21 protein-coding genes and 1 other annotated feature are annotated in these 20207 nt (G+C 47.6%); of the genes, 3 read left to right on the forward strand and 18 right to left on the reverse strand.

The window, feature by feature from the left end; all coding sequences use genetic code 11:
* Window positions 1–17 precede the first annotated feature (17 nt).
* The 11 genes from infC to C1710_RS00645 form a co-directional block, all read right to left on the reverse strand.
* Complete coding sequence (gene infC, locus C1710_RS00595) at window positions 18–530, reverse strand: translation initiation factor IF-3 (protein WP_102278923.1); 513 nt, start codon at window positions 528–530, stop codon at window positions 18–20.
* Between the two features lie 41 nt (window positions 531–571).
* Window positions 572–706, reverse strand: a sequence feature (ribosomal protein L20 leader region).
* 55 nt (window positions 707–761) lie between these two features.
* Window positions 762–1694, reverse strand: a complete 933-nt coding sequence (dnaI, locus tag C1710_RS00600) for a primosomal protein DnaI (protein WP_102278925.1) — start codon at window positions 1692–1694, stop codon at window positions 762–764.
* 21 nt (window positions 1695–1715) lie between these two features.
* A complete protein-coding gene (locus tag C1710_RS00605; protein WP_180961263.1) occupies window positions 1716–3092 on the reverse strand; it encodes a replication initiation and membrane attachment family protein in 1377 nt (458 codons plus the stop codon).
* A gap of 13 nt (window positions 3093–3105) precedes the next feature.
* Window positions 3106–3576 carry a transcriptional regulator NrdR gene (nrdR, locus tag C1710_RS00610; protein WP_102278930.1) on the reverse strand — a complete coding sequence of 157 codons (471 nt, stop codon included), beginning with the start codon at window positions 3574–3576 and terminating at the stop codon, window positions 3106–3108.
* Window positions 3573–4175 (reverse strand): dephospho-CoA kinase, encoded by a 603-nt coding sequence (gene coaE, locus C1710_RS00615; protein WP_102278933.1) that lies wholly within the window; start codon window positions 4173–4175, stop codon window positions 3573–3575. The genes nrdR and coaE overlap by 4 nt, the downstream gene beginning before the upstream one ends.
* Window positions 4176–4179: 4 nt before the next feature.
* Window positions 4180–5013: a DNA-formamidopyrimidine glycosylase gene (gene mutM, locus C1710_RS00620; protein ID WP_102278936.1), complete on the reverse strand. Its 834-nt coding sequence runs from the start codon at window positions 5011–5013 to the stop codon at window positions 4180–4182.
* Between the two features lie 13 nt (window positions 5014–5026).
* The gene (gene polA, locus C1710_RS00625) at window positions 5027–7696 is read right to left on the reverse strand and encodes a DNA polymerase I (RefSeq protein ID WP_102278938.1); all 2670 of its coding nucleotides are present in this window, start codon (window positions 7694–7696) and stop codon (window positions 5027–5029) included.
* 124 nt (window positions 7697–7820) lie between these two features.
* Window positions 7821–8537, reverse strand: coding sequence for a Bax inhibitor-1/YccA family protein (locus C1710_RS00630; protein WP_102278940.1), 717 nt, complete (start codon window positions 8535–8537; stop codon window positions 7821–7823).
* 84 nt (window positions 8538–8621) lie between these two features.
* A complete protein-coding gene (gene murC, locus C1710_RS00635) occupies window positions 8622–9926 on the reverse strand; it encodes a UDP-N-acetylmuramate--L-alanine ligase (protein ID WP_102278942.1) in 1305 nt (434 codons plus the stop codon).
* Window positions 9927–10033: 107 nt separating this feature from the next.
* On the reverse strand, window positions 10034–10678 hold the full coding sequence (ytpR, locus tag C1710_RS00640) for a YtpR family tRNA-binding protein (protein WP_102278944.1): 645 nt from the start codon (window positions 10676–10678) through the stop codon (window positions 10034–10036).
* Window positions 10679–10729: 51 nt separating this feature from the next.
* Entirely contained in the window at window positions 10730–11053 is a 324-nt protein-coding gene (locus C1710_RS00645; protein ID WP_102278947.1) for a thioredoxin family protein, read from the reverse strand.
* A 150-nt stretch (window positions 11054–11203) separates the two neighbouring features.
* Between C1710_RS00645 and C1710_RS00650 the strand changes: the two genes are divergently transcribed.
* Window positions 11204–11530 (forward strand): hypothetical protein, encoded by a 327-nt coding sequence (locus C1710_RS00650; RefSeq protein ID WP_102278950.1) that lies wholly within the window; start codon window positions 11204–11206, stop codon window positions 11528–11530.
* Between the two features lie 52 nt (window positions 11531–11582).
* Here the strand turns inward: C1710_RS00650 and C1710_RS00655 are convergent, their stop codons facing one another.
* The 4 genes from C1710_RS00655 to C1710_RS00670 are packed head-to-tail and all read right to left on the reverse strand — an operon-like array spanning window position 11583 to window position 16745.
* Window positions 11583–14096 (reverse strand): AAA family ATPase, encoded by a 2514-nt coding sequence (locus C1710_RS00655; RefSeq protein ID WP_102278952.1) that lies wholly within the window; start codon window positions 14094–14096, stop codon window positions 11583–11585.
* A gap of 47 nt (window positions 14097–14143) precedes the next feature.
* Window positions 14144–14788 carry a tRNA (guanosine(46)-N7)-methyltransferase TrmB gene (trmB, locus tag C1710_RS00660; protein ID WP_102278954.1) on the reverse strand — a complete coding sequence of 215 codons (645 nt, stop codon included), beginning with the start codon at window positions 14786–14788 and terminating at the stop codon, window positions 14144–14146.
* A 12-nt stretch (window positions 14789–14800) separates the two neighbouring features.
* Window positions 14801–16015: an ABC transporter permease gene (locus C1710_RS00665; protein WP_180961264.1), complete on the reverse strand. Its 1215-nt coding sequence runs from the start codon at window positions 16013–16015 to the stop codon at window positions 14801–14803.
* On the reverse strand, window positions 16008–16745 hold the full coding sequence (locus C1710_RS00670; RefSeq protein WP_102278960.1) for an ABC transporter ATP-binding protein: 738 nt from the start codon (window positions 16743–16745) through the stop codon (window positions 16008–16010). The genes C1710_RS00665 and C1710_RS00670 overlap by 8 nt, the downstream gene beginning before the upstream one ends.
* 121 nt (window positions 16746–16866) lie before the next feature.
* On the opposite strand from C1710_RS00670, the gene C1710_RS00675 reads away from it, so the two are divergent.
* Both C1710_RS00675 and C1710_RS00680 read left to right on the forward strand, forming a co-directional pair.
* Complete coding sequence (locus C1710_RS00675; RefSeq protein ID WP_102278962.1) at window positions 16867–17307, forward strand: HIT family protein; 441 nt, start codon at window positions 16867–16869, stop codon at window positions 17305–17307.
* Window positions 17308–17643 carry a hypothetical protein gene (locus C1710_RS00680; RefSeq protein ID WP_102278964.1) on the forward strand — a complete coding sequence of 112 codons (336 nt, stop codon included), beginning with the start codon at window positions 17308–17310 and terminating at the stop codon, window positions 17641–17643.
* Window positions 17644–17755: 112 nt separating this feature from the next.
* Here C1710_RS00680 and C1710_RS08185 read toward each other — a convergent pair whose 3' ends face one another.
* From C1710_RS08185 to C1710_RS00695, 3 genes are all read right to left on the reverse strand, one after another.
* Window positions 17756–18685 carry an IS3 family transposase gene (locus tag C1710_RS08185; RefSeq protein ID WP_235857997.1) on the reverse strand — a complete coding sequence of 310 codons (930 nt, stop codon included), beginning with the start codon at window positions 18683–18685 and terminating at the stop codon, window positions 17756–17758.
* Window positions 18610–19134 (reverse strand): helix-turn-helix domain-containing protein, encoded by a 525-nt coding sequence (locus C1710_RS08285; protein WP_102278970.1) that lies wholly within the window; start codon window positions 19132–19134, stop codon window positions 18610–18612. Before C1710_RS08285 ends, C1710_RS08185 begins: the two co-directional genes overlap by 76 nt.
* Window positions 19135–19225: 91 nt before the next feature.
* Window positions 19226–20176 (reverse strand): peptidylprolyl isomerase PrsA, encoded by a 951-nt coding sequence (locus C1710_RS00695; protein ID WP_102278972.1) that lies wholly within the window; start codon window positions 20174–20176, stop codon window positions 19226–19228.
* Window positions 20177–20207 lie beyond the last annotated feature (31 nt).

A 20207-nucleotide genomic window follows, 5' to 3' on the forward strand; every position in this document is an offset into this window, starting at 1 on the left:
AATTCCTACCTTCTTTATTATTTGTTATCTTTGTCCGTCCGCGGAGCAATGGTTAAGAACATGCTCCGACCTTCCATCTTTGGTCGTTGCTCAACCGTTGCAATTTCCTTGGTTGCATCGGCCATCTTTTCAATCATGTCACGACCAATATCCTTGTGCGTGATCGCACGTCCACGGAAGCGAATTGAAATTCGTACCTTGTTGCCCTTAGCGATAAACTTCTTTACCCGGTTCAACTTAATGTTGAAGTCGTTAGTGTCGATCGTTGGGCTCAGGCGAATTTCTTTGACCGCTACCGTCTTTTGCTTTTTGCGGGCTTCCCGTTCCTTCTTTTGCATCTCGTAACGGTACTTCCCATAATCCATAATCCGTGCAACTGCCGGTCGAGCCTTTGGGGCAACCAGTACTAAGTCGAGGCCGGCATTTTCTGCCAGCTGCATGGCTTCACGGCGGGACTTAATTCCCAACTGTTCACCATCTTGACCAATTAGTCGCACCTCACGTGCTCGGATACCGTCATTGACAATCATTCCTTGAGCTATGGCAACACACCTCCAATTTATTTCGCGAAAGAAACAGCAAAAGGCGGGGCATATACACACCCCGCCACTTAGCCACGAATCAGGAAGATCCGTGTTAACATTCAGCTCGTTTGCCCGGCCACTCTAGTAACCTAGGCGAGAAGCGGGTGCTTCTGCTTTTTCTTTCAACGGTTAATACTTTACTAAATCAAATCGTTAATGTCAAGGAGTTAGGCAAAGTTAGTTGCCATTGCGCAAATTATCCCCCATCATTGGCGTTTCCATGGAGAGGAACCGAATCCGTTCCATAATCCGCTTGGCTTTTAATGGTTCTTCATTCCCCTGGTTATCAATCGCCAGGTGCTCTTCTTCCAGCTGTTTCATCGAAAAGTTAGAGGTAAAGAAAGTGGACAGTTCTTGCTGCATCCGGTATTCCAAAATAACCCCTAAAATATCGTCACGAACCCAGGCCGACATCGCATCGGCACCAATGTCGTCGATCATCAAAATGGGGGCCTGCTTGACCTGGTCTAACAGTTCACCGGTAGCATTATCGCGAATGGCCGCCTTCATGGAAACAGCAAAGCTTGGAAAATGCAGTAAAGTGGATTCGACCCCTTGCTGGGCGAGGGCATTGGCAATTGCTCCCAGGAGATAGGTTTTCCCCACCCCAAAGCTGCCATAGAGGTAAAGTCCTTGTTGGAACTGTCCGGGTTGATAGGAACTAACAAAGCGCAGCGCCGCATTAAAAGCCTCCTGGCGGCTCGCGGTTTGGTGTGCATCATCGGTATAAAAGTGGTCAAAGTCAGCCTGCCGGATAAACTTGGGCATATTCCGTAATGTCACCCGTTTTTCCAGTTCTCGTGCTGCCTGTTGGGCCTTCAGCTTTTCAGTTGGTACGTAGGTCACGTCAATCTGCTGGTTACGAATGGTTAACTGTGGCGAGTAACCCGGGGCAACAGTCGTCTGGTTATTAGTGGCTAACTGTTTTTCGTGGTAAAACTCGTACAGCTTGGACATCCCCCGGTCGATAATCTCCGGCGTCAGCTCTGCCTGGTGATATTGCAAAAAATGACTGATCTCCGGATCATTTAATACTTCCTGGCGCAAGCGTTTAGTCTCTTCATGACGAGATGCCATAATTTTTTGTAGTTGCTGGCTAACAGATTCCATTCTTCCCACCTCCTGACGATATTATTTCTTCTTATTGTCATGCTTCTGCTTCAATTTGGCAAGTAGTTGCTGAGACTCGCGCAATTGGGCTGCACTGGCCTTCGTCCTGGTCTTCTTACCAGACTGATTGTTTTGTGCCCACTCAGGCAGCTGTTCTTTGACGCGGCCCCCACGGCGGCGATAACTTTTACCGCTCTTCCGCGGTTTGGCCTTGCGAGGTTGGTTAAAGTTCTTAATTTCCTTGAGTGCTTCACTAGCCGTCCTGATGTGGCTCCGCTGCCAACTGTTGGCAATCGTGTCAACGAGGTTTTTCCGTAAGGTCGGCAAGTCCTGCTGGACAATGACGTAGTAGCTTAACATATTAACTACTTCAGGAGCCAGGCCCTGGTTAAGCAAGTTGCTGATGATGTATTTTTCGCTACTCGTGACAAAGCCACCACCAGTCTGCTGCTTGAGTGTCGCTAGGAAGGTCATTGGCGCCAGGTCGCTGGCAACTTTAACCAGCTGCTTTTCCTCGTTGGACAACCCCTCCATGTTTTCGGCAACAGCCACCCCGGGCTGTTCATCGTCCACCTTAACGGGTGTTTCAAACTGACCGGCAACGACTAATTTTAACTGTCGCGGGTCAATCCGGTTGCTGGTTCCCCAGTCGACTGCCTTTAACACCAACTGACGCATTTGCGGCTCATCGATCCCGTACATCAGGTGTTGGGAGATGATCAACTGCCGGTTAACCCGTAAGTCCTCATCGACGAGTCCATCGCCAACCAGTTGCTTGGCCAACAGAGCAAAATCAAACCCGTCGGCCGGCAAAAGCTCTTCCTGGTGATGGTTAGCCGAAAGCGTGGCCTTAACCTCGTCAGTTACCTGCTGGTCTGCTGACAACGTTGTTTGATCAGGGGTAAAAACATCAAAAAAGCTGTGCGTGGTTTCCGTGAGTTGCGCCGGATCATAGTAATAACGCTTCAGCCGGGAAGCTAATTGTTTGAACCGCTGCTCACCAATTACCTGCAGCAGCTTAGTACTCAACAAGTCTTCCTGAAAAAAATCCTGTGCGGATAAAAGTGGTTGCAGCTGGTAGACAAAGATCGGCCCCACCGCATCCTCTTGAAAAAATGTTCTCAACAAGCCGACTGCTTCTAGCTGGTCGCGAGCCGCTTGCAATTTGCCAGTACCAGTATTCAATAACGTTAACAATTGAGAATGCAAACGCCTGTCGGCCAGCGTAGGATGTACTTGCAATTGGTTTGCCAAAACATTTTCTAGAACATAGGCGAGCGGCGACAATAATGGCTGATACAGATTAGTTAGCACCGACTGTTCGATGGTAAAGTCGCCCACAGTCGTCGTTACCAGATATCCCGTTTTCGGTGTAACTGGTGGCATTGTCCGTTTCATCCTCATCCCGTCCTTACTTACTATGCTTCTTATTATGGTTGATCATCGACTCCAACTCGCTCATGAAGGCATCCACGTCCTTGAACTGCCGGTAAACACTAGCAAAACGAATGTAGGAGATTTCATCGACATCCTTTAGCTCATCCATGACGTATTCACCGATAATGGTTGTCGACACTTCATTTTCACCGCGAGCCCGGACCTTATTTTCTACCGTGTTGGCAATCTTGGTCAGCTGTTCAATGCTTACTGGCCGCTTTTCAGCTGACCGAACCAGACCGTTGAGAATTTTCTTCCGATCAAACTGCTGACGCGCCCCATTTTTCTTGACCACCAACAGCGGCTGTTCCTCGTAGCGCTCAAAAGTGGTAAAGCGATAGCCACAATGAGAACATTCCCGCCGACGACGAATAAAGGTACCGTCTTCGCTGGGACGACTGTCAACAACGTGTGAGCCATCGTGATGGCAATGTGGACAAATCATAGTCGTTTCTCCTTACTTAACTTATCTTCAAGGTAATCCATCAACCAGGATACTTGCAGGGCTGTTTTTCGGCGGCTGCTATTATTGTTAATCGTCCAGTCTGCCCTGGCTATTTTTTCAGCTAATGGCATCTGTGCTACCATCCGTTGGCGAGCCGCCGTGCTTTCTAGCCCATCACGAGCAACAATGCGTTCATACTGAGTCTGCTCATCAACGGCCACAACCACCACCACATCGCACAATTGCTGGTAACCCTGCTCAAACAGCAGTGGGATATCTAATACCACCCTTTTGGCGTTGATCGTAGCGAGTTGCTTGGCAATTTCAACGCGAATTAGTGGTTGTAATAACTCATTTAAGTCCTGCAGTGCTTTCGGATCAGCAAAAACAAGCTGGCCCAGCTGCTGGGTATCCAAACGACCACTAACATAAAGTTCCGGACCAAAACGATGAACGAGTGCTTCTTTAACCGTCGGGCTCGTATCACGAACGTGCTTGGCTACTTGGTCCGCATCAACGACCTGCCAACCAGCAGTTTGAAAGAGTCGACTGACTGTTGATTTACCACTCGCGATCCCACCAGTAATTCCGACAATCATGAGCTTAACCCTCAACTAGCGGCTGACAGTGCGGGCAAAAAGTTGTCCCCCGTTCAGCAACCTTGATCTTGACCATCTTCGTCCCGCAACGTTCACACTTCTCACCACCGCGACCATAAGCATGGAGTCGCTCCTGGAAGCCTCCTGCATCACCAAAGGCATTGGTAAAGGAATGCACAGTTGTCCCCTTATACTTCGTTGCTACCGCAATTTCTTTAATGATATTGTCGTGAAGCAGACGAATCTGTTCATCTGACAAACTGTTAGCTGGTTGCTCGGGATTAATCTTGCTCATCCATAGCACTTCGTCAGCGTAGATGTTACCTAAGCCCGCCACGTGCCGCTGGTTAAGCAAAAATGGTTTAATTTTCCCTCGTGACCGTTTCAAAATTTTGCGGAAATACTCCACCGTGAAGTCCTGATCAGTTGGTTCGGGACCAATCGTTTTGAGACCAGCGACTGACATTTCTGTCCCGGTTTTCACTAGCCGCATCCGCCCAAACTTGCGGGTGTCATGGTAGCACAACTCCGTCCCATCAGTAAACTTAAAAACGACGTGGGTGTGCTTATCAATTGGCTTTCCCTGTTTCTGGTTGAAATACTTGCCTTCCATTCGCAAATGGCTAATCATCGTTAAATTATTGCTAAACCGGAAAAGTAGGTACTTACCACGCCGGTTAACATCCGTAATGGTTTGACCAATTAACGCCTGGCGAAACTCTTCCACGTCACCATCAATGGTTTTTCCGTAATACACGTCAATGGCGTTGATCTTCCGACCCTTGGCAATTTTAAGCAGACCGCGACGAACGGTTTCAACTTCAGGTAATTCTGGCAATGCTTGTTCCTCCTTACTTCTTTAAATCATACCAGGTGTCGCCCCACTTGCTTTCCACCTTAAGCGGCACATCAAGCTTAATGGCCGAATCCATCACCTGTGGGACTACCTTGGCCAGTAACGGAATTTCTTCCTTCGGTGCTTCAAAGACCAATTCGTCATGGATTTGAAGTAGCATCCGGGCCTTCAGCCCCCGCTTAGCCAGCTCACGGTCCATCCGGATCATGGCAATTTTAATAATGTCTGCCGCACTCCCCTGGATAGGGGTGTTCATCGCCGTTCGTTCGGCAAAAGCCCGTTGCGGGCGGTTTCGGCTATTAATGTCCGGGAGGTACCGCCGCCGGTGAGTCAGCGTTTCAACGTAACCCTGTTTGTGAGCTTTTTCGACAATCTCGGTGACGTACTTCTTAACTCCTGGAAATTCGTGGAAGTAACTATCAATGAATTCCTTTGCCTGCTTGCGACTAACGTGAATGCTTTGTGAGAGTCCATACGCACTAATTCCGTAGACAATCCCAAAGTTCACAGCCTTTGCATGGCGACGCATATTGGGTGTTACTTCTTCGTCCTTGTCCAGGTGGAAAATTCGCCGGGCCGTGCTGGCGTGAATGTCTTTGCCATCGATAAAGTCTTGTTGCAAGTTCTTGTCGCCGGTAACGTGGGCCAGTACCCGCAGTTCAATCTGAGAATAGTCAGAACTGAATATCTGCCAGCCCTCATGACTCGGGACAAAGGCGTGACGGATTTGCCGCCCCTCTTCTGTCCGCACCGGGATGTTTTGCAGGTTCGGGTCGACCGACGAAAGCCGTCCGGTCTGGGTAAGCGTCTGCAGGTAGCGAGTGTGAACCTTGCCATCACTACTGTGGATCACCTTCAGAAGACCGTCAACATAGGTCGACTGAACTTTCTTAATCCGCCGGTATTCCAAAATATGTTCGATAATCGGCGATGTCCCCAGCAATTTTTCTAGGACAGCTACTGCCGTGGAATACCCCGTCCTCGTTTTCTTAATCACCGGCAGCTTCAGCTTTTCGAACAAGATTGTCCCCAGCTGCTTGGTAGAATTGATGTTGAACTTCTCACCAGCATCCTGGTAAATCTGCTGTTCAAGTTCGCTCAGCCGTTCCAGCATCTTGCTTCCCATTTGCTTCAGCAAGTCGGCATCCACCTTAAACCCAGCAATTTCCATCTTGGCTAATACCCGGGTTAGCGGCAGCTCAATATCAGTGTAAAGCGGCATCTGCTGGTGTTCATCCAGTTGTTGGTCTAACGGCTTATCTAATTGTTCAATTGCCCGTGCCTTCTTCGCCAAGTGGGTAAAGAATACCTGGTCATCTTCAGGAATCTTGCGTTTAGCACCCTTGCCATAGACTGTCTCGTCGCTTTCCACGTCAAAGTAATCATGTTCGTGGGCCAGCATCCCCAGGTCGTTATTGTTGTCATTAGTATCCAACAAGTACGATTCCAACAATAAATCAAAACCCACATGGTTGATTGCTACGCCTAACCGGTTGAGACCAATAATCTGTGCCTTAGCATTAAATACATCTTTGACATAATGGTCATCAGCCAAAAGCGATGATAATTCTGAAGACTTTAATAACTCAGAATCGCGACTGACCAGCCATTGGTCTCCTGCCCCAATGACAAAACCGGCAAACGGCGACAAGTGATAATTAGCTTCTGGCATTTCCAAGATAAAGGAAACCCGTGACGGCAGCTGGTTAACCAAGTCGAGGTTATTAGCATTCAAAACCGTATATTTAATCGGCTTTTCGGCGGCCGGTTTGCTCCCGCCAGCTTCAAGGGGCGCGTTCATTTTCGCCAAGAAACTGCGAAAGCCCATCTTCTGGTAAAACTGAACCAGTTTGTCAGTTTGTTCACCCTGGTACTTAATATCTGCAATGCCGACACCAAGCGGGGCGTCACGGAGGATGGTCGCCAGTGTCTTACACTGTTTGGCTACCTCTTCTTCGTTGACCAGGTTTTCCTTCATCTTGCTCTTCTTTAGCTGGTCAATGTTGTCGTAAAGTCCTTCGACACTGCCAAACTGTTGGACTAATTTCAATGCCCGCTTTTCACCAATCCCACTGACCCCCGGATAATTATCCGAGCTATCGCCCATCAACGCCTTTAGGTCAATAATCTGCGCGGGTTTGAGACCCAGTTTCTCTTCAACGTGGGCTGGTGTGTAGTGTTCTGTTTGGGTAACGCCCTTCTTCGTCACAGCAACGGTCGTGTGGGCGGTGGCCAGCTGCGTCAAATCACGGTCACCGGTGACGACCAACGTTTCCCAGCCTTCCTGGTCAGCCTGCCCAGCTAACGTTCCGATGATATCGTCGGCTTCATAATTGGCAAGCTGGTAGGCGGCGATCCCGCAGTCTTCTACCAGTTCGTGAACTGACGGTATCTGTTCAACTAGTTCTTCCGGGGTCTTGTTACGGCCACCCTTGTAGTCGCCGTACATCTTGGTCCGGAAGGTGACCTTACCCGCGTCAAAGGCGGCCAATGCATAATCTGGGTGAAAGTTTTCCAAGACATGGTCCAGCATTAACTTAAAGCCATAAATGGCGGTTGTATGCATCCCATCAGCATTGGTGAACTTGCCCAGCTGGTTATGCAAGGCAAAAAAGGCACGGAACATAATACTGTTACCGTCAATCAGCAGTAATTTTTTTGACATCAAAAGTCGCTCCCTTTTTCTAATCGCTTTAATTGTACCAAAGTTTACCAATTCGTGGCGTTTGTTGCTCCAGAAGAAAAAGGGGGAGGAAAAATCCCCACCCCCTTGTGATGTATTTCGATACTTAGTCGCGGTTACTGCCCATCTGAAGAATATTCAGCAACTGCAGGAATAAGTTAATAAAGTCCAGGTACAATTGCAGTGCACCAGTAATTGCCAAACCAGTTACTGATACCTGGTTACCATATTCGATGTAGAGTTGCTTCATCTTCTGAGCATCCCAGGCAGTTAAGACAACGAAGATAATCACTGCGATGTATGAGAAGACGTAGCTGATTACCGCACTCTTCAAGAACAGGTTAACCAGCGACGCAATAATCAGCGCAATCAGCGCGGCCATCGCGTGTGATCCAGCCTTATCCAACGAGCGCTTCGTAACTGTTCCGTAGATTGCCAGCACAATAAATACTGATGCCGCTGAAATAAAGGCCGTTGTGATATTAGCTGCCGTGTAAATGCCAGCAATCAAGGCAAATTCAACACCATAGATGACCGCCATTACCATTAGCATAATAAAACCGCCAACCGGGTTGCGGGTCGCACTAAAGGAAATTCCCATTGATAGTGCAATTGGCAACAGTAACAGTAACCAAACCGTCCCCGGGTGAGCCACAAAGTAACCCATCACTGCTGTCCGAAATGTGGTCAGTGTCAGGTAAGATGATAAGGCTGACACCAGCACCGCCAATGCCATGTTGCCGTACATCTTCGTCAGAAAGGAATTAAGCCCGATCTGATCGACGACCTGGCGACGACCAGTTTGTGGATTCATGTTATCCATTTCTAGTCCTCCTTAATAGATCAATAATGGTCAAATTTGTTAAGTGAATGTTAACAGAACTTGCTGCCCAGAACAAGCAATTCGCTAGTTCTTCAGCATTTCTTTATAAGCATCTTCATACTTTTCAATGTCACCGGCACCCATAAAGATCACCACCGCGTTGTGGAAATCAAACAGCTGACCTAGTGACTTCATATCGATATCATGGCTGCCTGGCACCAGGTCTTCCAAGTCCTGCCGGGAAACCTTCCCCGAGTGCTCACGAATGGAGCCAAAGATTGGTGTGACAAAGACGTCGTCAGCCGTCGATAGGACCTTCCCAAAGTCTTTCAGGTAGGCTGCCAACCGAGAATAGGTGTGTGGTTGGAAGACAGCAATAATTTCCTTGTCCGGGAATTTTTGCCGCGCAGCATCAAGGGTGGCCTTAATTTCTGACGGATGGTGGGCATAGTCGTCGATGATCTTCATATCAGCGATATCTGTTTCGCTAAACCGTCGCTTAACCCCGCTGAATTTTGCCAATTCTTCCTTGATGGCACCGAGGTCTTCATGTTCCATGTAGGCAACGGCAACCACGGCCAAGCTATTCAACACACTATGTTCGCCGTAAAGGTGGATGGTGAAAGTTCCCAGCTTCTGGTCGCGGAAGTAGGCGTCATAGGTTGAGCCAGCCGGTGTCCGCTTGATGTTGACGGCGCGGAAGTCATCACGGTCACTAGTCCCATAGTAGTAAATCGGCACATCCAACTTCAATTGGCGGAGGTTCTCATCATCACCCCAGGCAAAGACCGCCTTCTTCACCTGACTGCCAAATTGTTCAAAGGACTGACGAACATCATTGATATCCTTAAAGTAGTCCGGATGGTCAAAGTCAATGTTGGTCATAATCGCGTAGTCCGGATGGTAAGCCAAAAAGTGGTCGCGGTACTCGTCTGCTTCAAAAACGAAGAAACGGGCATCTGGTTCACCATGGCCCACACCATCACCAATTAAGTAGTTCGTTTTGGCAACTTCGTGCAGGGTGTGGGACAGCAAACCGGTCGTACTAGTCTTCCCGTGGGCGCCAGCAATCCCGATACTGGTGAATTTTTCAACTTGCTGTTCAACCGCTGCGGGATAAGACAAAACGGTCAGCCCCATTTCATGGGCCCGCTTAATTTCAGGATGGTCGTCACCAAAGGCGTTACCCTGAACCACGATCATCCCTTCCTTCAGGTTAGCCGGGTCGAAGTTAAAGATCTGAATACCGGCTTTTTCGAGGGGCCCCTGGGTAAAAGTTTCCTTTTCGATGTCGGACCCACAGACATTGTTGCCTTGGTCGTGCAGCAGGCGGGCTAACGACGCCATTCCAGTACCCTTAATTCCCACAAAATAATACGTTTTGGCCATTGTCAAAGTTCCTCCAATATAACAATTTGCTTGATTAAAAAAGGGCCATTGAAATGGCCGACGGTGGTCGGTAATTGTCAACGTCCCCCTTGCTTGTTAGTTCATAGTTAATCAGCCGCGGTAAACAGGTGGTTACCCCGTTCAAAATCAAAGGCGTCACCCGCTTGACCAAAGTCATCCGGGAGAATTACGCATCCCGGCCGGTCAGGAGCATTTTTCAGCTTTAATTCACGGCCTGAGCAAATCATACCATTACTCTTGACACCCCGCAATTCCCCAGGGAAAATAATTTTTCCATCGGGCATCATCGCACCAACTTTAGCCACGACAACCTTAATGTGGTTAGCAATATTCGGCGAACCACAGACAATCTGAAGTTTTTCATCGCCGGTATCAACAGTCGTGATGTGGAGGTGGTCCGAATCAGGGTGATCCTTCATTTCTTCGACGTAGCCAACAACAAACTTTGGCTTGCCGTCGTATACTATTTCCTTATCAAAACCAGCTTCCTTCACTGCCTGGTTTAAGGTCGCCACCTGGTCGGCTGACAAGTGAACCTGACCATTTGCTGAACTCAATTCAGGAATCAGCTGTGAGGCATTAATGAAGTTGTAACCAAGTAGTTGCCCCTCTTTGGACACAATCTGGACAACGTTTCCGTTGACCTTTACCTGTTGATTTTCGCCATCGGCAGCAACGATTACCACAAGGACGTCGCCCATGGCCTTGGCATTATAGCTTGCAATTAGCATGGCATTATTTCCTTTCCATTTAAAGTACCCTTAATAGCATACCATGTTAGATTATTTTGTGAAGTTGGTCAGGAATTTTTCCACTTCTTCCTTCGTTTTGCGATCCTTGTTGACAAACCGTCCCTGCTCTTTGCCGTCTTTGTAAACAACAAAGCTGGGGATCCCGAAGATATCCAGTTCTCGTGCCAAGTCCATATTTTCGTCACGGTCAATTGCTAAAAAAGTCATCTGAGAAAAGTCATCCTCAATGGCTGGCATAAACGGCTTAATAAAGCGGCAGTCTGGACACCAGTCAGCGCTAAAGAAGAGGACATATTGGCCCTTTGCCATTTCTTGCTCTAATTGCTTCAACGTTGTTTTTCCCACTTTTTCCATTTAAGTATTTCTCCCTTCACTTATTATTTGTAAGTTTGACCTTATTATACCTGATTTTGCCCGGCTCTGCAGCGGGCACGATGGATTAATTGCCTTTAGTTCGTTATATGATAGAATGATTATATTAACCTACGCGGAAGAAGGAGCTCAATGAATAATTCTCTGATTTCACCATGGAAAGTTTCGGCTACGCTGGGCTTATCTAGCATCGCCGGTTTCGTTCTTGGCCAGCTGATTGGCAACCGCAAGCAGTCTGCCAACCGCATCCTCAAGATGATCCGGGACGACTTCAAAAAAGAAGGTCCGGTCATCGGCAGTTGGATTGACTCACAAGCTGAGCCATACCAGCGTTACGCCGTCAAAGCGGACGTTTACCATGGTGGCGTTACTCGTTTAGAAGACAGCATCCCCGTTAATTACCAGTTTGTCGCGGATGCTCGTACCGGTTCGCTAATTGAATTAAAACGTGAAAACTAAGCATAACAAATAAAGCCGCGAGGAATCGTTCTGATTCCCCGAGACTTTTTATTTACTTAAAACGCGACCAGTACTCTGCCAGGTAGCGAGTAGTTAAGCTCGCCGGCTGTTTAATCAGCTCATGTGGTTGACCACTGGCAACGACTTGGCCACCAGCACTGCCGCCACGCGGTCCCATATCAAGCATGTAGTCCGCATTGACTACCAGATTTAAATCGTGAGTAATCGTCACAATCGTTGCCCCACGGTCTAGTAGCCGTTGCATTACCTTCAACAACGTCTTGACATCTAATGGATGCAGCCCAATTGTCGGTTCATCAAAGACAAAAAGTGTCGTCTTTTGTTGGTGATGGAGGTGCTTGACCAATTTCAGCCGCTGGGCCTCACCACCTGAAAGACTCGGGGTACTTTCCCCGAGGTGGAGGTATGACAGACCAACTTCATCAAGCAATGATAATTCCCGTTCAATTTTGGGTACTTCAGCAAAAACCGGCAGCGCCTGGGCAACGTCTAACTTTAAGAGGTCAACAATCGAGTAACCATGCCACTTAACCTCTTGCACTGCCCCATTATAACGGTCACCGTGACAAAGCGGACACACCTGCTGCATATCAGGTAAAAACTGAATATCGAGGGTCACGACACCGCTACCGCCGCAATTAGGGCAAGCCCCTTGTTTGTTATTATAGGAGAAATACGAAGCGGTGTAGTGTTTCTTTTTGGCCAACGGCTGGCTCGCAAATAACTTTCGTAAATTATTCATGATGCTGGTATAGGTAGCAACAGTTGAACGCATCGTCTTCCCGATTGGTGCCGCGTCGACACTGACCACCTTCTTGAGCGGACAAGTAAGCTTTTTAACTTGGGTGGGTAGTCGCTGGTCCGTAGCTTGCGCCTGAATGGCCGGAATCAGACTATCAAGGATCAGGCTAGTCTTCCCTGCACCAGAAAACCCGGTTACTGCAGAGAGCGCATGCAATGGCAACTGGGCCTTAACATCATCAATGTTGTTATATCCCGTCACCTCAAACTGAATGCCACAATCAGAAATTTCTTTCGGCTTGCGCGCCATTAGTTGAGCAGTCCCCTTTAAGTAGGGGCCAATTTTCGAACCATGATCAGTGGCCAACTGCGCCGGAATTCCCTGGTTGATGACCTGTCCACCCTTTTCTCCGGAGCCGGGCCCAATTTCAATAATCCAGTCGGCCGCTTTAATAATGTCGACGTTGTGGTCAACGACGACCAGTGAATTACCCTGGGCAACCAGTTGACGGAAAACATGGAGCAGGCCGCTAACGTTGTCCGGATGTAAGCCGATTGACGGTTCATCGAGAACGTAGAGGATTCCCGTTGTCTGCGTCCGCAATGTCCGCGCTAGTTGAATCCGTTGTAACTCCCCAGTAGACAAAGTATTCCCGTTTCGGGAAAGTGTCAGGTAGTCGAGTCCCAGCTCCAAAAGCGGCTGCAAATTATCCTCAAACTCGGCAAAAAGAGAAGAAGCCATCTTGTTCATATCCGAAGCAATCTCTGCCGAAACCCTCTTTTTCCATGATTCCAGCTCTCCCAGAGTCAGGTCGCTGACCTGGGCAATATTCAATCCGCCAGCTAACTGGGTCAGAAGTTCCGGCTTTAAACGTGTCCCATGACAGGTTGGGCAAGTTGAGTAGTGAAAGAAGGATGCAATTCGTTCCTGAGCCCGGGCGCTCTTACTAGTCCGTGCCGATTCATAAACGGCTTCCTTCGCATTCTCATACAGGGCATTAAAGTCATGGAAAACCCGTCCCGTACCTGAACGAAAATCCATCCAGTACTTCTTTTTGGGCCCATTAATGATAAATTCTTTTTCCTTCGCCGTTAGATCCTTATAGGGCACATCGATCCGCACCCCGGCCTGCTGGGCAACGCTGGGCATGAAATTTCGGCCTGGCAGGTGCCAAGAAGCAACTGCACCTTGTTCCAGAGTCAGGTTGGGGTCGCCAATCAATTTAGACTCGTCTAATTGCCGCACTTTACCTGTTCCGTGACAAGTAGGACAAGCTCCGTCAGAGTTAAAGGCAAAGTCTTCCGCACTGAAGGCCGGAAAATGAACCCCGCATACTGGGCAGGTTAACTGCCCCATTTGGGCGCCATTATCACTCATTGCCATTGCAATTTTTAAGCTGGGCTTTAAACGGTGACCGTTTGGACAAACGGGGCTCCCCAGTCGCGAAAAAATGAGGCGGATCACGTTAAAGACCTCGCTCATTGTCCCAACGGTTGCCCTCTCCGACGGAATCGACGGCCGTTGCTTGAGAGCCAGCGCAGACGGAATATGCTTAACACTTTTGACGTCAGCCTGGCTGCCCAGCTTAATGCGCCGCCGGGTATATGTTGACAAGGCCTCCAAGTAGCGACGCGAGCCTTCTTCGTATAAAATCCCCATCGCCAGCGAACTTTTGCCTGAACCAGACAAACCCGAAATCGCCACAAACTGGTGAAGCGGAATATCAACGTCAACGTTTTTTAAGTTATGGACTTTTGCTCCCCGAACCTCAATTCGGGACGGCAAAGATGAATGCTTCTCCATTAATAATTTCCCCCATATTAAAAAATCGCGGTTAACCGCGATTAGTTTTAACCGGCAAAATGAGCCGTTAACTTATAGATAGGCTGTCCCTTCGCCGCAAACCGCTGTTCATACTCGGTTTCGACATTGTGCTCGTTTTCTTCGCTATTATGCAAGTCCAGCCACACACCATCGAACTTCATCCCAAAATTATTGAGCGACTGCAGGGAATACTCGAAAAAACCCATGTTATCGGTTTTTAATTCAATTGTCCCTGACGAGCGAAGAATTTGCTGGTATTCACGCAGAAATGACTGGTAAGTTAACCGCCGCTTGGTGTGCCGCTTTTTTGGCCAGGGATCAGAAAAGTTGAGGTATAATTCATCAACTTCCCCTGGCGCAAAAAATTCTAACAGGTCTGCCCCATCAGCATTAATCAGCTGCAGGTTGGGTAGTTCTTCAGGCAAAGCCTTCTTCAGGGCGATGGCTGCCACCGTCGTCTGAATTTCCATTCCAATAAAGTTGATCTCCGGATGCGCCTTGGCCATACCAATGACGAATTGGCCCTTGCCCATCCCTAATTCCAGCCGCAATGGCTGTTTTTTAGCAAACCGTTCTTGCCAGTGGCCGGCGTATTGTGCCGGATCACTAACCATCATCTCCGGGTGCTCAGCAATCAACGGTGCTGCCCACTTCTTGTGTTTTACTCTCATTTATTCTCTCCATTATCGTTTCGTAGATTTATTCCAACGGCGTGGCATTAACCTTACCAAAAATTCGGCCAAAAACAATCCCGTTACCAAGTTAATAACTGCCCACTGCCATAACAACGTATTGCCCAAACTGGCAAGCGCAATTAAGCAAGTGGCTAATACTAATACTCGGCGGCACAGGGACTGAAAGTCAGTCACCTTCACCTTCCTGCCTACTGGCAGCAAATGGACCATCGCCTTATTGTCAAAGTGGTGATAAAACGGCGTCAGTTCACCCGCTAACAGGTAGACAAACAATAAAGATAACACACATTTCAGCCAGCCCAGCGGGATAAAGAAAACTACCACCATTGCTACCGCCGTCAACCGCATGACCAGTCCGCTCATTTCCGCATCCCGGAAAAAGCCGCGAACAAAGAGGTAAGACCACGGGTGACCAGTAATCGTCCATTTTTTTATTAATCGATCCGCCCACCGTCGCCGGACAACCCGTCCCGCAACACTAGGGACGTCCGTAAATAGGTTAAAAAACCGGTACAACTGCTCCATGCGGCGATTTTCCGCCCCAATTGCCCTGGCCCAATTCAACGAATAAGCTGTTTTATTAGCCGCCCAGCCGTTTAGGCATAAAAAGATCACTGATAGGATCAATCCCCAGAAGGGATGGTAAACCCAGCTAGCAGACACAATCAAAAACGTTTCCACCCACTGGTTGACAACCCAGTGACGCCAGCCCTGCTGTAAGCGGGAACTAAAATTGAACTGGTCTTTTGCCAGGACAAACCAGTTAGCCTCTGCCAGCAGCATGGCTGCCGATGCAACCAGCCACTGAGGGCCATGCCACTGCAGGGTAATAGTGGCCATTGGCAGTGCTACCACAATTCCAGCAACCATAATGAGCTCGCCACAAAGCAAACTCATCCACCAACCACCGCGAAGATATTCTTCCATCTGGCCACTTTTTGGCAGGAGAAAAATGCGGTCGGCAGGTTTTAACAAGGTCGCAAAACGACCTATTTGTGCCACCAAGGTAAACCAAATTGCCAGTGCCGGTGGCGCCCACCATTCTCCTCCTGTGAGGTGTGGCAACCAGCCAGCATAAGAGTATGCCAGCGCCCCTAAAAGGAAGAAGAGAGCGATCACAAAGTGGTCGTTGAACACCAACCGCCAGTACTTGAGCAGGCTGACAAAGTGCCCCTCTCGCCGGTCACGATAAAGTTCATTCATGGCCACCATCTCCCGTCATCTGCAGGTATAATTGGTCCAGGCTCGCGCTTGGCTGGCCAGCTACTTGGCGCAATTCGTCCAGCGTCCCGTGGGCCCTGACTTGACCACTGGCCAGGAGGACAAAACGATCACAATAACGTTCCGCAGTGTCCAGAACGTGCGTTGACATCAAAACAGCGGTCCCCTTCTTTTTGACCTCCTCAATTAACTGAAGAAGGTCATGGACGGCTAACGGGTCCAGGCCATAAAACGGCTCATCGACGATTAATAACTTCACGTCGGGCAAAAAAGCACAACAGATCATTACCTTCTGCTTCATCCCCTTCGAAAATTCGGCAGGAAACCAATTCAGCTTATTATCCAAGCGGAACATTTTTAATAAGCGGTGTGCTTTAGGCCACGTTTGCTCAGGATCCAGGTCGTAGGCGAGCATTGTCATTTCCAAGTGCTCCTTGAGAGTGAGCTCGTCATACAAAATTGGCGCTTCCGGCACGTACGCCAATTTTTTCTTATACTGGTCTTCGTTTTTAGTAATCGTCAGTCCGTCTAATGAAATCTCACCGGAAAAAGGACGCAAGAGACCAATAATGTGGTTAATAGTTGTCGATTTACCGGCACCGTTTAAGCCAATCAACCCCACCAGTTGGCCTGGCTGAACAGTTAAACTAACGTCTTTGAGCACCGGTAGATGACCATAGCCACCCACTAAGTTTTTTACTTGTAAAGTCATGAGATTACCCTTTCTTGACGTTCCTATCGGCTCAAATTATATCACACTACTGACAAGCACCGTGCATAACAGCGGTCAATCAAGTATACTAAGGTTAACTATTAATAAGGAGTTGATTGTCATGACAGAGGAAGAAAAGAATTGTATCTTCTGTAAGATTGTTCGCGGTGAAATCCCGAGCTACACGGTTTACGAAGATGATGTTGTTAAAGCCTTCTTAGATATCTCGCAAAACACCCCTGGTCACACCCTCGTGGTCCCAAAAAAGCACGTCAAGGACATTTTCGCATACGATGACGACTTGGCAGCCGCCGTTTTCAGCCGGTTACCAAAGATTGCCCGGGCGATCAAGAAATCTGACCCTCGAATTGTGGGGATGAACATCCTCAATAACAACGGCAAAGTTGCCTACCAGTCTGTCTTCCACTCCCACATTCACTTAGTTCCGCGCTATTCTGCTGCCGACCAGTTCTCTATTCACTTTACTGACAACTCCGCTAACTACGACGAAGCCAAATACAAGCAGGTTCAACAAGCGATTGTTGAACACCTGGAGGACTAAATGCGTCTGTCAATTAATGGCTCACCCAACTTATTTGCAATTGCGGCCCGGTGCAAAAATGAAGCTGTTGTCACTGCTGAGCAAGTAAAATCTAAAGTTACCAAAAAAGTAGCGGCGGCCAAACAAAGCCGCCAGGAATTTCAAGCAGCAATCACTGCCCTCCAACGTTCTAGCAAAGAACTCGGCCGGTCAATCACAATATTGCAAAAAGCGTTGGTCGAGGTCCAACCAACGCTGATTCGTCTCCAACGTCAGCTAAATCATTGGCAACGTACCAACGAGGAACCACTGGCGCGAGTCCATGATATCCTGCAAAAGTACCAGCCAAAACACTAACGGTTCATCAGCACTAGGGGTTCCCCCCTGGTGCTGATTTTTTATTATCCTGCGGACTTAATTACTAAAAACTCCTCCAGTGAAGTGAACCCTGTAAGTTGGACACTTTAATTTAGGCAACTTTTTCTAAGGCAAGATTTCGATATTCAATCGGAGTCTTGCCTTTTAATATGTGCTTGATTCGATTCCGATTATAGTATTCTATCCACTCCTCCATGGCTTTAATCAATTCCTGCTTGGTTTGATAATGATGTCCATAATACATTTCAACCTTCATCGTGTGAAAGAAACTTTCCATTGGCGCATTGTCTAAACAGGTCGCCCGGCGTGACATGCTTTGAAAAATATGGTTTTTCTTTAGTGTTTGACGCCAGGCATTCGTTTGATATTGGATTCCTTGGTCACTATGGACGGTCATGCGGTAGTTAAGCTTAGGTCGCTTATTAATTAGCTCGATTAGCGGTTTCATCACGAAATCAGTAGTAGGGTGGTCGCCAATATTGTAACTAACAATTTCACCAGAACATAAATCTTTAATCGGTGAAAGGTAAACTCGCTCATCCTGGCTCATATTGTCATAGCGGTATTCGCTCACATCAGTCGCCATTTTTTGATATGGACGCTCAGTTTTAAAACGGCGATGAAGACGATTCTTGGCTTTCTTACCTTGAGGACCAATCGACGAATCATATTTCCGAGTTTGACGATTATACATCTGTGACGATAAACCATTCTCACGCATTAGACGGCTAACTCTTTTATGATTAACCTTAATTCCACGACGATGTAGCTCATCTGTGACAGGTCGATATCCGTAGCCAGGATTCTGTTGCTTGATATCTTTAATGAGTCGAAGCAGTTCTTTATCATCTGCGGCTTCGTGGCGATGGGCTTGATAATAGAATGTACTTCGCTTAATGGTGGTGTATGATAGAATCTCCGTTAAGCTAAATCCGAATTCTTGCCTTAGTTCTTGGATGATTTGGTATTCTTCTTTGACTGTCCGCGGTGTTGAACTAAGGCGTCGAGTTTTTTTAAGTATTCGTTCTCTACTTTCAAAGCCCGATTCTCTGCTTTCAACTGTTCTAACTCTGATAGTTGTTTACTAGCTTGGTGATTATTATTAGTAGTCATGTGCTTTGCCCGTCCTCTTCTGGTAAACAAATCCTCAGTTCCATGCTCCTTAAGTTTCTTTTGCCAGTTAGCGATTGTCCCTGGATTACTAATATCAAATTGAAGTGCTGTTCGTCGGTACGAGGCTTTGTGTTGTTTTTTCCAGTTTAAGACTTTCAGCTTAAAATCACCATCATAATCATACTTTGACGAACGAATTTCTAGGCCTTGAACACCATATTTTCGATAGCGAGCTATCCATACTAACACGTTACCTTTACTTCTTATACCCAATCGTCGGGCGATAGTCGTTGAACCCATTCCCGATAAATACATTTGAACTGCTTTCAGTTTAATTTCTAAACTAAACTTAGTCATAGTAAAACCCCCATAGTTGGAATTCCTTGTCCAACTATGGGGGTTCACTTCACAGCTGACTGTCGTCAAATGGAGGAGTTTTGTTGTCTATTTACTTGCTAGAATTGGAATTTTGCGTTGTCGAACCCGCACTACCAGTTCCCGTAGCAGTCGTCGAATTGCTCAAGTAATCCGCCAGAACGTTCTTCAAGTCCTTGTCCTTAATTGAAACGTTCCCCTTCTTCAGGACCTTGGCAACAACGTTGTGGAGGAAGGTGGTATTGTTCATGTTTTCTTCCACAATCTGATCTTTCAGGTCAGCGATGTGGTCTGACTTGAGACCCTTTGCCGGGTGGTTGATCATGTAGATTACTTGGTAACCGTTGTCGGTCTTAACTGGTTCAGTGGTGTACTCTCCAGTCTTTAACTTAAAGGCAGCCTTCTTGTAAGCAGAGTCTAACTGGGTATCGGTGTTATCAAATGCTGGCACACGACCACCGTTGTTCTTGTTAGAAGAGTCAGTTGACTTTTCCTTTGCCAGCTTCTTAAAGGTCTTAAACTTATTGCCGCTAGCGTTGTTCAGTTGGTTGATGATGTCTTCAGCTTCAGACTTGCTACCAACCAGAATTTCCGCCGTGGTTACCTTTGGCTGGTACTTCTTCCACTGCTTATTAATCTGCTTGTTGGTGATGTGCGAGTAGTTACGTACCGCCGCCTTCAATAACAGGTTAGACTTAATCTGCTGCTTAAAAGTCGAAGCGGTCAGTCCTTCCTGAGCCAACATGCTGGTGAAAGAAGAACCATACAGTTTCTTGTAGCTGTTGTATTCCTTATCAACTTGTTTGCTGGTAACCTGCTTACCATACTGCTTTTGCAGAACCTTATCCAGGATCATCTGCTGAAGAACCTGCTTACCCTGGCTGGTCTGCTTCATGCTGGAATAGTATTCACTTTCGGTAATCTTGCCACCACTCGTCGTCGCCACGGCCTTATTGCCACAAGCAGCCAGTGGGAGCATCAATGTTACTCCGGCAAAGATAGCCAGTAGTTTCTTATTTTTCAAAATTGACACATCCTTAAATTATTAATTTATA

Source organism: [Lactobacillus] timonensis (genome assembly GCF_900240275.1).
Lineage (GTDB): Bacteria > Bacillota > Bacilli > Lactobacillales > Lactobacillaceae > Limosilactobacillus > Limosilactobacillus timonensis.

What these genes read in the sequence shown, in the direction of transcription:
- infC (WP_102278923.1), bottom strand. Translation starts at nt 530, where the DNA reads ATGATTGTCAATGACGGTATCCGAGCACGTGAGGTGCGACTAATTGGT.
- dnaI (WP_102278925.1), bottom strand. Translation starts at nt 1,694, where the DNA reads ATGGAATCTGTTAGCCAGCAACTACAAAAAATTATGGCATCTCGTCAT.
- C1710_RS00605 (WP_180961263.1), bottom strand. Translation starts at nt 3,092, where the DNA reads ATGAAACGGACAATGCCACCAGTTACACCGAAAACGGGATATCTGGTA.
- nrdR (WP_102278930.1), bottom strand. Translation starts at nt 3,576, where the DNA reads ATGATTTGTCCACATTGCCATCACGATGGCTCACACGTTGTTGACAGT.
- coaE (WP_102278933.1), bottom strand. Translation starts at nt 4,175, where the DNA reads ATGATTGTCGGAATTACTGGTGGGATCGCGAGTGGTAAATCAACAGTC.
- polA (WP_102278938.1), bottom strand. Translation starts at nt 7,696, where the DNA reads ATGTCAAAAAAATTACTGCTGATTGACGGTAACAGTATTATGTTCCGT.
- C1710_RS00630 (WP_102278940.1), bottom strand. Translation starts at nt 8,537, where the DNA reads ATGGATAACATGAATCCACAAACTGGTCGTCGCCAGGTCGTCGATCAG.
- murC (WP_102278942.1), bottom strand. Translation starts at nt 9,926, where the DNA reads ATGGCCAAAACGTATTATTTTGTGGGAATTAAGGGTACTGGAATGGCG.
- ytpR (WP_102278944.1), bottom strand. Translation starts at nt 10,678, where the DNA reads ATGCTAATTGCAAGCTATAATGCCAAGGCCATGGGCGACGTCCTTGTG.
- C1710_RS00645 (WP_102278947.1), bottom strand. Translation starts at nt 11,053, where the DNA reads ATGGAAAAAGTGGGAAAAACAACGTTGAAGCAATTAGAGCAAGAAATG.
- C1710_RS00650 (WP_102278950.1), top strand. Translation starts at nt 11,204, where the DNA reads ATGAATAATTCTCTGATTTCACCATGGAAAGTTTCGGCTACGCTGGGC.
- C1710_RS00655 (WP_102278952.1), bottom strand. Translation starts at nt 14,096, where the DNA reads ATGGAGAAGCATTCATCTTTGCCGTCCCGAATTGAGGTTCGGGGAGCA.
- trmB (WP_102278954.1), bottom strand. Translation starts at nt 14,788, where the DNA reads ATGAGAGTAAAACACAAGAAGTGGGCAGCACCGTTGATTGCTGAGCAC.
- C1710_RS00665 (WP_180961264.1), bottom strand. Translation starts at nt 16,015, where the DNA reads ATGAATGAACTTTATCGTGACCGGCGAGAGGGGCACTTTGTCAGCCTG.
- C1710_RS00670 (WP_102278960.1), bottom strand. Translation starts at nt 16,745, where the DNA reads ATGACTTTACAAGTAAAAAACTTAGTGGGTGGCTATGGTCATCTACCG.
- C1710_RS00675 (WP_102278962.1), top strand. Translation starts at nt 16,867, where the DNA reads ATGACAGAGGAAGAAAAGAATTGTATCTTCTGTAAGATTGTTCGCGGT.
- C1710_RS00680 (WP_102278964.1), top strand. Translation starts at nt 17,308, where the DNA reads ATGCGTCTGTCAATTAATGGCTCACCCAACTTATTTGCAATTGCGGCC.
- C1710_RS08285 (WP_102278970.1), bottom strand. Translation starts at nt 19,134, where the DNA reads ATGACTAAGTTTAGTTTAGAAATTAAACTGAAAGCAGTTCAAATGTAT.